This is a genomic window from Legionella sp. 27cVA30, from assembly GCF_024160945.1.
Lineage (GTDB): Bacteria > Pseudomonadota > Gammaproteobacteria > Legionellales > Legionellaceae > Legionella_A > Legionella_A septentrionalis.
On sequence record NZ_JAMYXK010000001.1, the window covers coordinates 43,457 to 60,237 of the forward strand.

Below are 16,781 nucleotides of genomic sequence, written 5' to 3' on the forward strand. Positions count from 1 at the left end.
AAAAAATACACGTTGATCAACAGGTTCTTTAGAATGAAAGCCACATAGTAGCCGAAGCTTGGTAACAAAAAAAGAAGCGAAAAAATAAAAATTTAAGCAAATTTGTTTTATTTAATTGATTCTTAAGGAGAAGAACATGCCGGGAAGGTTTATTTTTTTAATGTGTTGCATGCTGTTGTCGTATTCGTTAACAGCAAAAACTCCTCTTGTTAAAGAGCAAGTGCAATTGCCAGCTTGTTTGGCCAATAATATAAAATTTGCACATAAGATCCTGGCAGAAAACGCTCAGTATAAAATTATTGAACTTAATTTGCATGATTTAGACACGTTAAGCCAGTTGGCAGAGCAAATTCATTGTGGCCATTTCGTAAACGTCAGCCATTTAATCTCCAGTGAATCGTTAACAAAGCGGCAAGAAACCGCTGCAGCCTTATTGGATAAGCCTGCGCACGCAAAGACTTTTGCGGGGGATAATCGCCTCCGTCACCAAAAGCTGGTGCGCAAAGCATTGCAGCAGATCGATTTGCAAGCCATGTGGCAGACCATCACCCATTTGTCTGCTTTCGTGAATCGTTCCGCCTTTAACGAAAACGGCGTAAGGACTGCCGAATGGATAAAAGAGCAGGTTGACAGGCTTATTTTAGAACATGGCAATAAAGATGCCGAGACTTTTTATGTACAAACGCGAGCTCCTTACGTGCAGCCTTCTGTCGTTACTGTGATTGGCAAAAGTAAAAAAGCTCCTGCTATTGTCATTGGTGCACACATGGACACTCTCGGCCGTGATGGGATGGACAGGATGCCAGGGGCGGATGATGATGCCACCGGCTCGGCGACTGCAATGGAAATTGCCCGTATTTTATTGGCTGCAGACATCCAGTTTAAACGCCCTATTTATATCATCTGGTATGCCGCTGAGGAACGAGGCTTAGTTGGCTCCCAGCAAGTTGTACAGGATTTTATGCAGAAATCCATCCCGGTGCATGCTGTGTTGCAGCTGGATATGACAGGTTATCGTCATCATGCCAAAGATAATACCATGTGGATTTTTACGGATTATACAAACCAAAAATTAAACCGGTTTTTAGCGCAATTGATTAAAGCTTACATTAAAGTACCGGTAGCTTATTCCCAGTGTGGCTATGGGTGCAGCGATCATGCTTCCTGGACGCAAGAAGGCATACCTGCTTCATTCCCTTGTGAGACCAGCTTTGAAGATCATAATCCTTTTATCCACACTGCAGCCGATGGCATGAACTTGCTCAATCAGCAACATATGAGGAATTACACCAAGCTTGGCTTAGCATTCGCCATTGAGCTTGCAGCAAAATAAGCGCATCGCACAAACAATTGCAATTCCGCGGGGTTAAGACCGCGGGATGCAAGTGATAACCAGATGAAACTTGATGTTATTGCCATGCTTTTTACACCGGATGCAACATTAGTGAAACGATGGGAGCATCAGCAGGGTGAAGCGTCATCACCCTTGCTGGGTTTGGCTAGGATGATTTGTCGGGTGTGCTGGGATTGCTTGCAGGCGGCGGGCAATGGAATTCTCCCATCACTTGCCCTTTGTTATCGATGGTTTTCAACGCTACGGGAAATTTCCATAAGCTGTGCAGATGCTTTAATACTTCATGCGTTGTATTCCCTAATGGCGCGCGCTCATGTTGCATATAGTGCAGGGTAAGGGTGCGATCGCCTTCCATGTCGACGGAAAAAACCTGGATATCAGGTTCGAGATAACCTAAGTTGTATTGTCTTGATAATGCTTCCCGGATTTGCTGGTAGCCGCCCTCATCATGGATAGCACCTACGACTAATTCTGGATAACGATCATCGTCAAGAATATGAAATAATTTCAATTCACGAATGACTCGTGGCGAAAGGAATTGTGCTATGAAACTTTCATCCTTGAAATTGCGCATGGCATTGTCAAGGCTCGTTAACCAATCGCTGTTGGCAAGTTCTGGAAACCAGAATTTATCTTCCGGGGTGGGATTTTCACAGATGCGTTTGATGTCTTGCATCATGTGATAACCCAAGGTGTAGGGGTTGATGCCGCTATAATACGGACTGTTGTAAGCAGGCTGCATGATGACGTTGGTGTGATTTTGCAGTACTTCCAGCATGAATTCATCGGTAACCAAGCCTTCGTCGTAAAGCGCATGCAGCAAAGTGTAATGCCAGAAGCATGCCCAGCCTTCATTCATGACCTTGGTTTGTCCTTGCGGATAAAAATATTGCGCAATTTTACGCACAATGCGCACGATCTCGCGTTGCCAAGGATGCAGCAACGGAGCATTTTTTTCGATGAAATAAAGGATATTTTCTTGCGGCTCTTCGGGGAAACGTTTCTTCTCGCGTTGGTGGAAAGTTTCTTTATTAAAAGGGATCGTCCGCCATAACTCATTAATTTGCGATTGCAGATAAATCTCCCGGTTTTGCTGACGGATCTTTTCTTCCTGAATCGTTAGGGCTGTTGGGTGTTTATAGCGGTCCACACCATAATTCATCAATGCATGGCACGCATCCAGTGTCGATTCAACGTCTTCTATTCCGTAGCGCTCTTCGCATTCACTGATGTAATTTTTGGCAAATAAGAGGTAATCAATAATGGCATCGGCTGATGTCCACATTTTAAACAAATAATTGTTTTTGAAAAATGAGTTGTGGCCGTAACAGGCATGGGCTATCACCAGCGCTTGCATAGCCATAGTGTTTTCTTCCATTAAATAGGAAATGCAAGGGTTGGAATTGATGACCAATTCATAAGCCAATCCCATCTGGCCGCGTTGATAACTTTTTTCTACATTGACAAAATGTTTGCCAAAAGACCAGTGGTGGTAGCCTATGGGCATGCCGACGGAAGCGTAGCAATCCATCATTTGCTCTGCGCTAATGACTTCAATTTGGTTTGGATAAGTATCCAGCCTGAAGTCTTTCGCAATGCGGGCAATTTCCCGATCATAAGTCTGTAGAAGTTCAAATGTCCACTCAGCACCGGTAGATAAAGGTTTTTTTCGCGGTTTCATGCTGTTTTCCTTTTAAACAACTCACGAAATACGGGATAAATATCCACGACATTATCGATATTTTCCATCGCAAAGTTTGGATGATGTTTGCGCACCTGCTGATACACTTCCCATAAACTTTGATGGTGTCGCGGCATGATTTCAATATAGGCGAAATACTGCAGCATGGGCATAATTTTTTCTTGCAGCAATTCCAGACAATAAGGCGAGTCGGCATTCCAGTTATCGCCATCTGATGCTTGTGCCACGTAAATATTCCAGGCAGCTGGATTGTAGCGGGTTTCGATAATTTGGCTCAGCAGTTCCAGTGCGCTGGAGACGACCGTGCCGCCCGTTTCTCTTGAATAGAAAAAATCTTCTTCTGTGACTTCTTTCGCGGATGTGTGGTGGCGGATAAATACCAATTCAATTTTTTCATAATTTCGCGTCAAAAAAAGGTACAGTAAAATGAAAAAGCGTTTGGCAATATCTTTTTTGGGTTCATCCATAGAACCTGAGACATCCATGATGCAAAACATCACTGCTTGCGTGGATGGAGCCGGCATGCGCACGCGGTTGTTGTAGCGTAAGTCAATCGTATCGATGAAAGGCACTGCATTGAGCTTCTTTTTCAAAAACTGAATGTCTCGTTCCAAACGCGTGATGTCCAAATGATCTGCGTTTAAAGCTTGCAGACGGGCAAGTTCAGCTTCTGCTTCACGCAATTGGCGCCGGTAAGGAGATCCCAAAGCAATGCGTCGGCTGGTAGCTTGGCGCATGGAACGCAGCACGTTGATGTTTGTCGGGGTGCCGCTACTCGTTATGCCGGCGCGCACTGTTTTGAAAGTATTGATGCGTGCCAATTCTTTCCTTACCAAATCGGGAAGTTCTAAGTCTTCAAAATAAAGTTCCAGAAATTCTTCCCGCGATAATTGGAAGATAAAATCATCTTCTCCTTCGCCGCTGTTGCTGGCTTGACTGCCGCTGCCACTGCTATTGGCGCTACCTGGGCGTTTGATGCGATCGCCGGTTGTAAATTCATCATTACCGGGCAAAACACGTTCCAGTACGCCGCCATAACCGCGCGCGAAGCGTGGTTCACTGATGTCTTTCGCCGGGATGCTGATTTGCTCTCCCTGATCGATTTCAGTGATGCTGCGTCGGCTGACGGCATCGGTTACAGCGCGCTTAATTTGATTTTTGTAGCGACGTAAAAAACGCTGGCGGTTAACCGTGCTTTTTTTCCCTGAAGTTTGTCGCCTATCAATCAATTGGGTCATAAATACACTTCCCGTTTATCCTCCGCTTTGAGTTGGCATCGAAGCTGAGGATTTATCAACTCATTATTGCGATTTACGCACCCTTAAATACCATTCACACAACAATCGTACTTGTTTGGGGGTGTATCCTTTTTCCACCATCCGTGCGATAAATTCTTCATGTTTCTTCTTATCTTCCTCAGATGCTTTTGCGTTAAAAGAAATCACAGGAAGTAAATCTTCGGTATTGGTGAACATTTTTTTCTCAATAACCGTACGCAATTTTTCATAACTATTCCAGCGTGGATTGTTGCCATGGTTATTGGCGCGCGCTCTTAACACAAAGTTGACGACTTCGTTGCGGAAATCTTTGGGGTTTGAAATCCCGGCGGGTTTTTCTATCTTCTCAAGTTCTGAGTTCAGGGCTGCACGGTCAAAAATTTCTCCGGTATCCGGGTCGCGGTAATCTTGATCCTGGATCCAGAAATCAGCATAAGTGATGTAGCGGTCAAAAATATTCTGACCATATTCTGAATAGGATTCAAGATAAGCGGTTTGGATTTCCTTACCTATAAATTCAACGTATTTAGGTGATAAAAATTCTTTAATGAAGGTCAGATATTTTTCGTGCACTTCTTGCGGAAATTGCTCTTGTTCAATTTGGCGTTCCAGCACATAAAGCAGGTGCACGGGATTGGCTGCGACTTCGGCATGATCAAAGTTAAAGACTTTTGATAGGATTTTAAATGAAAAACGCGTGGAAATTCCGGTCATGCCTTCATCAACGCCGGCAAAATCACGGTATTCTTGATAGGATTTTGCTTTAGGGTCCGTATCTTTCAAGCTTTCGCCATTATAAACGCGCAACTTGGAGTATATGCTTGAATTTTGCGGTTCTTTCAAACGCGTTAACACAGAAAATTGTGCAAGCATGTCCAGAGTTCCCGGTGCACATGGAGCATGGCTTAAGGAACTGTTATCAAGCAATTTTTTATAAATTTTAATTTCTTCGGAAACGCGCAAGCAATAAGGAACTTTAACGATGTTAATACGGTCAATGAATGCTTCATTGTTTTTGTTGTTGCGGAAAGTTTGCCATTCTGCTTCGTTTGAGTGGGCAAGTATGATGCCTTCAAAAGGAATGGCAGACAGACCCTCGGTAGGATTGTAATTCCCTTCCTGGGTTGCGGTTAATAAAGGATGCAATACTTTGATCGGTGCCTTAAACATTTCCACGAATTCCAGCAAACCGCGATTGGCGCGGCAAAGTCCGCCGGAATAACTGTATGCATCCGGATCATCCTGCGAAAATTCTTCCAGCTTGCGGATATCCACTTTTCCCACCAGCGAAGAAATATCCTGATTATTCTCATCACCAGGTTCTGTTTTGGCGATGGCAATCTGCTTCATACGCGATGGTTTAACTTTGATAACCTTGAATTTATTAATGTCACCGTTGTATTCGTGAAGGCGTTTAATAGCCCAAGGGGACATCACGTAGCGCAAATAACGCTTGGGAATACCGAAGCGTTCAAAAAGTAATTCCCCATCTTCATCCGGGTTGAATAAGGAAAGTGGTGAATCGAAAACAGGTGAACCTTTAATTGCATAAAAAGGTGTTTTTTCCATCAAATCCTTGAGTTTCTCTGCCAAAGAAGATTTACCGCCGCCTACAGGCCCCAGTAAATAAAGGACTTGTTTGGTTTCTTCCAAGCCCTGGGCTGCATGTTTTAAAAAACCAACGATTTGTTCAATGGGTTCTTCCATGCCATAAAAATCATTAAATACAGCATAACGGTGAATGATTTTATTGGAGAAAATTCTGGACAAAACAGGATCGTGGCGGGTGTCTACCAATTCTGGCTCGCCAATCGCCATGAGCAGACGCTCGGCGGGGTTGGCATAAGCAGAAGGATCGGTACGGCATAACTCAAGGTATTCATCCAGTGACAATTCTTCCTCTTTGTTATCCACGAAGCGGCGCGTGTATCCTGCCAAAAAATCTTGCGTATTCATAAGTTATTCCCCTATTACTCATCCCTAACGGATGACAATACCATAAAAAATATGCTTTGGGTGATGGTTGAATATGCTAATTTTCAATACTTTTATTTTTATAGCGGAAGAATAAAGAATTCTTTTCACTGCAAATCCTTTTCTTTTTTCTATTTCACTGATAAAAGCATGATACTTATCACTTATTTTGAGTATAGCTAGTAATTTTAATTATTTTTCATAATCGCTTAAAAAGTTGTTATATACAGGAACGACACCATGCCCAAGACTATTTATCGCAAAGATTATCAACCGCCTGTTTTTTCCGTGGAATCCATCGCGCTGGATTTTGATTTATACGACGACCACGCGCTGGTGACGAACCAAATGCAGTTGAAACGGCAGCGGGAAGGGGGATTGCATTTATGTGGCGATGAACTTGAATTATTGAGTATCGCCATGAACGGCCAGGGGCTTGCGGCGGATGCATACGAATTGCGTGAGGGAAATCTTATCATCCCGATATGCCCTGATGAATTCAGCTTATCTATCGTCACGCGCATCCGTCCACAAGATAATACGAGCCTGTCAGGCCTTTACCGCTCCAGGCAAATGTTTTGTACGCAATGCGAAGCGGAAGGGTTCCGGCGCATGACCTTTTATCCAGACCGGCCGGATGTCTTAAGTATTTTTACTACGAAAATTCATGCTGACAAACGTCAATATCCTGTACTGCTTTCCAATGGTAATTTGGTTGCATCTGGCGATGAGGCGAATGGCAGGCATTGGGTGCTATGGGAAGATCCATTTAAGAAACCGTCTTACTTGTTCGCATTGGTTGCCGGAAATTTAGTCCAAATTTCTGATGAATTCATCACAGCTTCCAAAAGACGGGTTGATTTGCATATTTTTGTTGAACCGGGGAACGAAAATAAATGCCAGCATGCCATGAATTCTTTGCAGAAAGCCATGCGTTGGGATGAAGTAGAATACGGTCGCGAGTACGATCTGGATATTTTTATGATCGTTGCAGTAAGTGATTTCAACATGGGTGCCATGGAAAATAAAGGATTGAATATTTTCAATTCCAAATACATCCTGGCTCGGCCTGATACGGCAACCGATGTGGATTATGCCAATATAGAAGGTGTGGTTGGCCATGAATATTTCCATAACTGGACTGGAAACCGGATCACTTGCCGCGACTGGTTCCAATTAAGTTTAAAGGAAGGATTAACCGTGTTTCGTGATCAAGAATTTTCCCGGGACATGAATTCACGTGATGTAAATCGTATTTTAGATGTTAAGGTATTGCGCAACACGCAATTTCCAGAAGACGCTGGTGCCATGGCCCATCCGGTGCGCCCTGAATCTTACCAGGAAATAAATAATTTCTACACCGCGACGGTTTACAATAAAGGTGCCGAAGTCATTCGCATGCAACAGACGTTGCTGGGCAAAGAAGGGTTTCGCCGCGGCATGGATTTATATTTCGCCCGGCACGATGGGCAGGCAGTTACTATTGATGATTTTGTTGCAGCTATGGAAGATGCAAATGCAGTCGATCTTACGCAATTTAAGTTATGGTACAGCCAGGCCGGTACGCCGGAAATCGCCGTAAAAAGTGATTATCGTAGCGGGGAATTGACCCTAACATTGGCACAAACATGCCGTCCCACGCCGGAATGCAAGGATAAAAAACCATTCCATATCCCCATACGCATTGCGCTATTTGACGAGCAAGGCAAGCAAATGCCGCTTGCTACGCAAGTATTGGAGTTGCGGGAAAGGGAGCAAACATTTACGTTTACCGGGTTGCAAAGCCGCCCCATTGTTTCCCTGTTGCGGGAATTTTCAGCCCCCGTTATTTTAAAGCAAATTCAGTCACAAGAAGATTTACTGGCACTGTTGCAGTTTGAAACGGATGGATTTGCAAAATGGAATGCCGCCCAATGTTTGGCTCTAAATTGCGTGCAGAGTTTTTATCGCTCGGCCAAAGAGCAATGGTGCATACCGGAAAATTTGATTAAAGCGTATCGGTTCGTATTACAAGATAGCGACCAAGATGCTGCATTGCGCGCTGAATTGTTAAACCCGCCTGGTTTTGAGGAAGCTGCAGCTGAATTGGCGGCGGTAGACGTTGGTTTGTTGGAAGAGGCTCGCGATTCCTACCGTGCCCAATTAGGGGCGGCCCTTTTTGATGACGCTTGGCAGTGTTACGAAGTTTTATGGCAAGAAGAAGATCATGCGATGCACGGGGTGGCGTATAACCGGCGTAAATTGCGCAATATTTCCTTGTGGCTGCTGATGAAGGGAGATGAAGCTCGTGCCCTGCACCTTTGCCATGATCAATTTGTTAAAGCGCAGACGATGACGGATCAAATTGCCAGTTTAAGTTTATTGGTTAATGCAGAGCATGCGGAGATGCGCGAAAAAGCGCTCTCTGCTTTTTATGCACAATGGTCGCATGATGATTTGGTTCTTGATAAATGGTTTGTCTTGCAGGCTACAAGCGAATTACCAGGGACTTTAGAGCGGGTGAAAAAATTGTTGGCCCATCCTGCATTCAACATGAAAAATCCGAATAAAGTACGCTCTTTAATTGGCGCTTTTAGTCAAGGCAATCCTCGTCATTTTCATGCCGCAGATGGAAGTGGGTATGTATTTTTAACCGATATGTTGTTGCAAATAGATAAATACAATCCGCAAGTTTCCGCGCGGTTGGCTACGCCGTTTACGCGCTGGCGCAAGTTTGCTGTAGACAGACAACATTTGATGAAAGAACAATTGCAGCGCTTGTCTTCGCTGGATTTATCAAAAGATTTGCAAGAATTGGTAGAGAAGAGCTTGCAAGATTAATTTTAAGGCAACAACATGCAGAAAAAATGTTACGCTGTGATGGGCAACCCGGTGGAGCATAGCTTGTCGCCGTTTATTCACCAGGCATTTGCCAGGCAAGTTAAAATTGAATTGATTTATGAAAAAATCAACATCAATTTGCCGGATTTTGCCGCGCAAGTGCGTGATTTTTTTAGAGCAGGCGGTAACGGTCTTAACATCACGTTGCCGTGCAAGCAACAAGCATTCACCCTTGCCCACATCGCTACCCAGAGATGCCAGACAGCAAAAGCCGCCAATACGCTTTGGATGCAAAATGGAGCGCTGCATGCGGATAATACCGACGGCATCGGATTAATACGCGATTTGCAGCGCCACATGGACGTGGAAAATAAAAAAATCCTGCTGCTGGGAGCGGGTGGCGCAGCACGCGGCATCATTGGTAATTTATTAGCTGCAAATCCTGCAAGGTTTGTGATTGCCAATCGAACTTTTGCGAAAGCAGAAATGCTTAGCCTTGAATTTCCTTTATTAAAGCCTTTGCATTTTAATGAACTTGATGAAGGGTTTGACTTGATCATCAACTCCACGGCAGCAAGCCTTGAGGGAAGCAACATCGCCTTGCCTCCTGTGGTTTTCAGCACTAAACCGCTTTGTTACGATTTGGCTTATCAGGCGCATGGCCAAACCCCATTTGTAATGTGGGCGGTTGCACAGCAATGCGAAGGCCGGGATGGGTTAGGCATGCTGGTCGAGCAAGCCGCCGAAGCTTTTTACATTTGGCATGGAGTAAAGCCTGCAACCAAGGCTGTTCTCGAAGAATTAAGAAGTCGACAGGTGCAGCGACTGCAATAAATGATTAGGAAAAAAATTTCGTCACCGTAGTGGCAGAAGCCATGGTATCGTGATAACCCAAGTCAATCAGTTCGCCTGTGAATTCTTTTTCAAATAATAGAAAACTCAGTAAGTCGCCTGAATGGCGTTGTGCCCCCAACGCATTTAACAAGAAACGCAATAATCCCGGCATGGCATGGTATTGGGTTTGCGCTAAAGCAGAGACATCAATGCTGGGACGTAAATGCAGCGTCTCAATGGGCCGCCAGGGTGAATGGCGTTTTTTCCACATGGATAGCAGGCGTGCGATGTCATTCATACGATTGACCATTTCAATATCGCGATCCAGGTTATCCAAAAATAATCCGTTTAACATGTTTCCTAAAATATGGGCAAAGCCGATGTCGCCGTTGCTTAATTTTTCCGGTTCGGCAAAGACAGGGAATTGCCGGGTACCCAAAATTAAAATTTTTTCGACATTAAAACGTACGGCACCACGTAAGGGTGCCACCAGGCCAATGCTGCCATCGCCATAGTGGCAGCCGCCGATGCGAATGGTGGGAAAGAACAAAGGTAGTGCGCTAGAAGCTAGAATGTGTGGCATGTCCATGTCAACCCGCTGACTGATATGGCGGGGATAATGCCAATCTGCAAACTCAGGTTGATGGTGCTGGTAGAACGATATGGTTTGTTGTGTTTCATAACAAATACTCATCACTTCCATGGTTTCTAGATAATGGTTGGCGATGTTGCTTTTTATCCGTGCGAAATCAATGTTGGCTCGAATTAGTTCATGCAGAGGGGCTGTATCAAGCAAATGTCCGGTCTGACGTTGGCGGATGATGATACGGCTTAAATTTTTTACAACGGATTTGCCTAGTTCATAATTACTGGTATTAAAAATATCCTGACAACGGATTTCCCGCCATAAAGTTTCAAGCTTGTCGATGGCAGCCGGAAAATCATCCGCATGCTGAGCAATGATGGCAGCATTAATGCTGCCGATGCTAACGCCGCTGACCATGCTAAAAGGCAGGGTTTTTGCTTGCAATATATGGGAAATTGCCTTTAAGACCCCGGCTTGATAGGCGCCGCGTGCCCCACCTCCGGCTAAATAGAGCGCATTTTTTGCCATGGTGCTCAGAATAAATGTCCAATATGAAAAAATATAGATGAGAAGAGGGGGGGCTGGCAAGAAATGGCTGAGAAAATTTATTAAATTATCAGCTTGTTACATTTCAATTCCGTTTTTTTCGCCAACAAAAAACGACTTCAGCTTTTCTTAATGTTTACTTGCTAAACTATAAAACAACATGCGAGTAATTTATCATGGTTATGCAGGAAAAAATTGAAGATACCCTGAATTTAAATGAAGGCTTACAAGATAAGCTCCTGTCCTCATTGCGAGAAATGAAAAAGGGCGTTGCTTTTACCGGGGTCGTTCGTAAAAAGAAGTCCTCATTACTGGTGACCTTGTTAAAAAAAGTTACACCTGTTGCCGGCGATCTGGCAGGCAGTGCAAATGATACAGGGACAGCAGTGACCCAGCTCCTGCAAATCGGTGGGGTTTTTGCACATTCCGCAAAAGAAGCAAAAATCCTATCCAATGGTTTTCATTATGGCTCATTAGTATTATCTGCTTTGGATTTTATCCGCGTACCTGCGCTGTATTTGGCATCGTGGATTGCGGGTGAGAAATCGCAAGTTACTTTATCCAAAAATGCACGTTGGCTCTATTCAGGGGTTTTACTCGGTTTGGCGATTGCGGCTGCTGTGTTTCCAACGGCAGCAGTTCCCATCGCCATTGCCAGTGCTTCCTTAGGTCTGGGCGTCAGTATTTTTTTAGCTGCCCGGTTTGTTTACAAGAAAATTGAACTGCACTTTAATATCAAGGCTGCTAAAAGCAGGCTCCAGGTAGAAGAAGAAAAATTTATCGACATTCAAAATCAAGCCGCGCAGAAAGAACAGGAATTGTTAGGCAAGTTACCCGAGGAGCGCATCCAGACATTGTCTTTGGAAATTGAATCCTTGCAAAAGGATTATACAAAACAAAAGAAAATCGTTCAGGGTTTACATAATAAGGTTGCCACTCTTGAGCAACAACAGCAAGCCAAAGGTATCGGCGCTTTTACTGATAAGCTGGTAGGCGTGGGGGTGGGTTCTTTGGCACTACTTGGCATTACCTTAAGCTTATTTTTTCCAACCGTGGGAGTTAGTATTCTTGCAGCCAGCGCAGGATTGGGCGGTTTGTATTTACTGGGCCGCATCACTTATACCGTTGGCCGTGCGCTCATACCTTGGGTCATCACACAAGCTAAATCCTTGCAGCAACGCTTACAAGGCTTAATTGCAGCGGATGCAGAACCTAAAGCCTCGTTAAAGAATAGTGAGCCGCTGCAGGCAACCGTCACAAAAGATTCAACCTTGGTTATGCTAGGCAAGTTGTCTCCCACTGCTGCGGTTGCCCAAACGGAAGATAGCTTTCAGTTATTCAGGGAGCATGAGGAGTGGTATGAAGATGATGCAGACGAAGAAGATAAAGAGGGCAATAATATCGATGCAATCGACAAAGAAACAGTTGAAGAAGATGATGTGGTTGAATCAGTAGAGGACAGAAACGATGACGAAGAAGGCATAATCCAAAAAACCACGCTGTGACTATGCTATCATACTGTATGCCTATGCATAATTACCCATTTACAGTGCGTCAATAATTTCATCTCGCCGCAGCAATAGCGAATCCTACCGCTTTCCCCATGCTGCAGTATGTTCTTAACGGAAATAATTATGTATAAATTTTTTTAAAATTTTAATAAATTACTGTACAATAAGATTCTTTTTTATTCTTTAGCTCATTATATGGGCAAGTGGTTGCATCCACTCAACCAAGTCAGGCGATAACGATGAAACTGGTGGCATTAAGTGAAAAATCGCAGGAGTTAATTGGCAGCATTAGGCAACAGACAATTAGTGATAGCGAAACTCAGCAAGATTTCTTCCAACCATTTGGGAACAAAGAGAAAATCTTCAGGCATGAATTAGTAGCCTGGCTAAAAACCAGCCCGCAATATCCTGTAACCCTTCGCTATAAAATGGAATCTTTGCGTGCTGCTCTGCTGGAAGACTTGCATGGTTCCTTCTTTGAAAATGAGGAAATTGATAATACAAATGAACTGCCTGCCCCTTGGTATAATAAGGTGCAATTCGTCGCTTTGCTTATTGCCGGCACAGTTTTGGCAATATGCGAAGGTTTTGATGGCATCGCTGCTATTTTAGGGATGTTCGAAGCTGTACCTTCTTCCGTTATTTTTATTGCCGGTTTAGCATTTTCTTTCTTGTCGGTGGTGGTATTTTATGGGTTCGATTTATTAGCCATTTCCTCGAATCTAGGGGTGAAATTACAAGAATCGTCTCAATTAATCGATGTCTTTTTAAGGCAAATAGAGCAAATAAAATTACTAAGAAAAAAAATTGATGAGTATTATCCCAAGGTGGAGCAATTATCAGGGGAAGATGCATTAAATGAGTTAAATAGCTTAAAAGAAATGATTGCCATGCTCAAACATCGCTATAAAAGCATGGATGAGGCGCGCGAAATATACAAAACCAGATTGCACGCACCGCATATTCGAATCATGAAGCTTGTGATTGCGGCAGTTACCGGCGTCCTCTTTTTTGGCGGTGGATTTTTTGCAGGGCAATCTTTGGCTATGGCCATTGCTGGTTTTTTTGTGGCTTCGGTGGCGCCTACTTTCTGGCCTATCCTTTTAGTCAGCGTGGCGGTGGGACTTGCTGCTTTGTATACTTATTGGTTTATCGAACGCCCGGGGCTTGAAAATTTGGTGGGGCGCTGGTTTGGTCTGGATCAAGAAAAAATTGATGCCTTGGCAGATGAAGCAATAACAGCCCATCAGCTGGCAAAACTTGAGAAATTGGAAAGAAAACTTGACCAGCAAATAAACCATTGCCAAGAAGTCAGCACCTTAAAGCAAACTATTCAAACATTAACCCCTACAGAAACACCATTGCTGCAATCCGGTAATGAACAAAGGGGCAGCAATGTTATTCCTCTTTCGCCGCGGTTAAAGGGCGCTGGTTTTTTTAATCCACTCCCAAATCAAGAAAAAACCGCTCAGGAAGACTTAAGCGCTATAAAAACATTGCAATAGTAAGATTTAACCTAAACACCAAGTATATTTTTTACGAAAGGAATGGTTATTTTGCGTTGCGCGATCAGAGATGCTTCATCGAGGCGGTCAAGCAATGTTAATAAGTCATGCATGTTGCGCGCACAGCGGTTTAATAGAAATTGCCCAACATTGGTCGGTAAATCAAACCCTCGCTTTTGCGCGCGGGCGATTAAAGTATTAATTTTATTGTCATCGCTTAATTCGTGAAGTTGCAATGCAAGCCCCCAGCTCAAGCGTGAGCGTAAATCTGGCAAAGAAATGGGAGTGTGTGCCGGCGAATGTTTTCCTGACATAATTAATACGGCGCTTTCATTATCGCGAACTCGATTGTATAGATGGAAAAGAGCTTCTTCCCAAGCACGGTCTTTTGCTATGGCATCGACATCATCAATACAAATGAGTTTTTGTTCTTCCAAACCATCAAGTACTTGCGGCCCCCATTCTTTTAAGAGATTTAAAGGCAAATAAATGGCGGCATGCGATTTGCTAGCGTGACAACATGCTTGCAAAAGGTGGGATTTTCCGCTTCCCTCTGTCCCCCATAGAAACAGAAAGCGTTCGTTGTGGCTTTGCATGATGGCTGTTATGTGTTGCTGCAACAAAGGATTGCCTTCCCAACAAAAATCCGTAAGAGTTGCTTCATCATTCAGTTGAATTGCCAGGGCCAATTGTCGATTCATGTCTGTGAGCCAAACAACGTGTTAATAATTAATCAAGCCTCGGGATGCCGGCTTAGATAAGCTTTTCTTCCCCAAGTCCAAACATAGTCAATGTAAGTGGCGGCAGTCGTAAAAGCCGTGAATAAGACTAATATTTCCGTGAGGTAGGGTGAAAAGTTAAAATAAGCCAACTCAAAAAGACAGAGAGTTACCAGCAGTAATTGCAAGGCCGTATTGAGTTTACTTAAAAAAGTAGGATTAAAACTAAGCTTGCGCTGAATAAGCCAATACCAAGCCAATACGCCAAAGGAAATAGTTAAATCTCGTAAGAAAACTAATGCGACTAGCCACCAGGGTAATTTACCGATTAAAGCCAAGGAAATAAAGCTGGATGCAATCAAGAGCTTGTCAGCCAGCGGATCAATAAAGGAACCGAATTTGCTTTGCCAGCGAAAATGTCGGGCAAGCCACCCGTCCAAGCCATCGGTGAGGCCTGCAGAAAGAAAAATATAAAAAGCACCGTCATACTCTTGTTGATAAAGAAATACCAAAAATGGTGCAATCAAAACCAAGCGAGCAATGGTCAGGGCATTAGGTATGTATTGTAGGATCATGGGGTAAAACGGTAATTCATATATTGTTTTCAATCAAGATAAATTATTCTAATTTTTTTTAAAAAAACCAGGTTTTTATAAACAGGTGCAAAAATTCTTTGTGTGGTAAATAATGAAATCCTTATGTAAATTTGGTATGGCAGGTAGGGAGTGATACAAACAGGCATCGTTTGTAAAGCTTAGCAGTGCGCCTGCATTCCCATGCTAACCCATCACGCATCTGCGGCCTGTTCTCACGAAATATACATTGACCCGGTTTTAAATCGCATGTGTAAGCAGATTTAGCTTGGGTGAGATGTTATTTCTCATCATTCTTACGGTAAATTATCGCCGTATTTCCGATTAATTGTACCAGTTCAGCTTGCAATTGTTCACACAATTCAATAGCCATGGCTTGGCGATCTTCTTTTTCCGCGCCATTAATTTTAACTTTGATCAATTCATGTGCGAGCAGGGCCGCATGTGTTTCCTCAATTACAGCCGGAGTCAATCCCTTACTGCCTATCAGGATAACGGGTTTTAAGTGATGAGCTTTTGCTTTTAAGGTTTGTTTGAATGCGGTATCCACGGTTTCCAATTCCCAAAATGCTTGCAATTGCAAGTTTATTGCTGAAGAAATAATTAAGGTGTTTTTTTGTCTTTTGAGTAAAATGGTAAATTATTGCACGTTTTGCTGGGAAAAGATAGCGTTTTTCAGTATGATATAAAGGAACTTCCATAACATAATGATGGGTTATGCCGCGCTCCAAAAGCAGTAAACGCTGGTTGCAAGAACATTTTGACGATATTTATGTCAAAAAAGCACAAATCGAAGGCTATCGCAGCCGCGCTGTGTATAAGCTTAAAGAAATTGATCTTAAGGAAAATTTATTAAAGCCCGGTATGACGGTAGTGGATTTAGGCGCTGCGCCTGGAGGCTGGACTCAATACGTAACCGAAAAACTGAAAGGCTCCGGAAAAATTGTTGCATTGGATATATTGCCAATGGATGCACTTGCGGACGTGCAGTTTATTCTGGGCGATTTTCGTGAGGATGAAATCCTGCAAGAATTACAACAAGTCGTGCCGAAACGTGGAGTGGATGTTGTTTTATCCGATATGGCCCCCAATATGAGTGGTGCAAGTGCAATTGATATCCCCCGGGCAATGTATCTGGCTGAATTGGCTTTTGATTTTGCTAGCAACATGCTAAAGCCTGGTGGCGTGTTATTGATGAAGATTTTTCATGGCAGCGGGTTTGATGAATTGATAAAAAATGCACGGCAACAATTTGCACAAGTGGTGATTCGTAAACCGTTGGCGTCCAGGGCACGTTCGCGAGAAACCTATTTGCTGGCTAAGGGCTATAATTTATAGTAACGTTATAATTCTTACGTCG

At 43.5% G+C, this 16,781-nt stretch carries 13 protein-coding genes; 6 read left to right on the forward strand and 7 right to left on the reverse strand.

The window, feature by feature from the left end; genetic code table 11:
• Window positions 1–136 precede the first annotated feature (136 nt).
• Complete coding sequence (gene lapA, locus NKV53_RS00200) at window positions 137–1,333, forward strand: aminopeptidase LapA (protein ID WP_126953415.1); 1,197 nt, start codon at window positions 137–139, stop codon at window positions 1,331–1,333.
• A gap of 166 nt (window positions 1,334–1,499) precedes the next feature.
• Here the strand turns inward: lapA and NKV53_RS00205 are convergent, their stop codons facing one another.
• From NKV53_RS00205 to NKV53_RS00215, 3 genes are all read right to left on the reverse strand, one after another.
• Window positions 1,500–3,035, reverse strand: a complete 1,536-nt coding sequence (locus NKV53_RS00205; RefSeq protein ID WP_126953414.1) for a SpoVR family protein — start codon at window positions 3,033–3,035, stop codon at window positions 1,500–1,502.
• Complete coding sequence (locus tag NKV53_RS00210) at window positions 3,032–4,294, reverse strand: YeaH/YhbH family protein (RefSeq protein WP_126953413.1); 1,263 nt, start codon at window positions 4,292–4,294, stop codon at window positions 3,032–3,034. Before NKV53_RS00210 ends, NKV53_RS00205 begins: the two co-directional genes overlap by 4 nt.
• 63 nt (window positions 4,295–4,357) lie before the next feature.
• Entirely contained in the window at window positions 4,358–6,289 is a 1,932-nt protein-coding gene (locus NKV53_RS00215) for a PrkA family serine protein kinase (protein ID WP_126953412.1), read from the reverse strand.
• A 258-nt stretch (window positions 6,290–6,547) separates the two neighbouring features.
• Here NKV53_RS00215 and pepN point away from each other — a divergent pair, with 258 nt between their 5' ends.
• Together pepN and aroE are read left to right on the forward strand one after the other, a co-directional pair.
• Window positions 6,548–9,127, forward strand: a complete 2,580-nt coding sequence (gene pepN / locus NKV53_RS00220; protein WP_127057150.1) for an aminopeptidase N — start codon at window positions 6,548–6,550, stop codon at window positions 9,125–9,127.
• A gap of 15 nt (window positions 9,128–9,142) precedes the next feature.
• Window positions 9,143–9,961, forward strand: a complete 819-nt coding sequence (gene aroE / locus NKV53_RS00225; protein ID WP_127057149.1) for a shikimate dehydrogenase — start codon at window positions 9,143–9,145, stop codon at window positions 9,959–9,961.
• Between the two features lie 4 nt (window positions 9,962–9,965).
• Here aroE and NKV53_RS00230 read toward each other — a convergent pair whose 3' ends face one another.
• Window positions 9,966–11,075: a patatin-like phospholipase family protein gene (locus NKV53_RS00230; protein WP_126953409.1), complete on the reverse strand. Its 1,110-nt coding sequence runs from the start codon at window positions 11,073–11,075 to the stop codon at window positions 9,966–9,968.
• 200 nt (window positions 11,076–11,275) lie between these two features.
• Here NKV53_RS00230 and NKV53_RS00235 point away from each other — a divergent pair, with 200 nt between their 5' ends.
• Entirely contained in the window at window positions 11,276–12,598 is a 1,323-nt protein-coding gene (locus NKV53_RS00235) for a hypothetical protein (RefSeq protein ID WP_158616400.1), read from the forward strand.
• 245 nt (window positions 12,599–12,843) lie between these two features.
• Entirely contained in the window at window positions 12,844–14,109 is a 1,266-nt protein-coding gene (locus NKV53_RS00240) for a hypothetical protein (protein WP_127057147.1), read from the forward strand.
• An 11-nt stretch (window positions 14,110–14,120) separates the two neighbouring features.
• Here NKV53_RS00240 and hda read toward each other — a convergent pair whose 3' ends face one another.
• The 3 genes from hda to yhbY form a co-directional block, all read right to left on the reverse strand.
• Window positions 14,121–14,810, reverse strand: a complete 690-nt coding sequence (gene hda / locus NKV53_RS00245; RefSeq protein WP_126953406.1) for a DnaA regulatory inactivator Hda — start codon at window positions 14,808–14,810, stop codon at window positions 14,121–14,123.
• 32 nt (window positions 14,811–14,842) lie between these two features.
• Complete coding sequence (locus tag NKV53_RS00250; protein WP_127057171.1) at window positions 14,843–15,403, reverse strand: CDP-alcohol phosphatidyltransferase family protein; 561 nt, start codon at window positions 15,401–15,403, stop codon at window positions 14,843–14,845.
• A 298-nt stretch (window positions 15,404–15,701) separates the two neighbouring features.
• Window positions 15,702–15,971: a ribosome assembly RNA-binding protein YhbY gene (gene yhbY / locus NKV53_RS00255; protein ID WP_126953461.1), complete on the reverse strand. Its 270-nt coding sequence runs from the start codon at window positions 15,969–15,971 to the stop codon at window positions 15,702–15,704.
• Window positions 15,972–16,138: 167 nt separating this feature from the next.
• Here yhbY and rlmE point away from each other — a divergent pair, with 167 nt between their 5' ends.
• Window positions 16,139–16,759: a 23S rRNA (uridine(2552)-2'-O)-methyltransferase RlmE gene (gene rlmE / locus NKV53_RS00260; RefSeq protein ID WP_127057146.1), complete on the forward strand. Its 621-nt coding sequence runs from the start codon at window positions 16,139–16,141 to the stop codon at window positions 16,757–16,759.
• Window positions 16,760–16,781 lie beyond the last annotated feature (22 nt).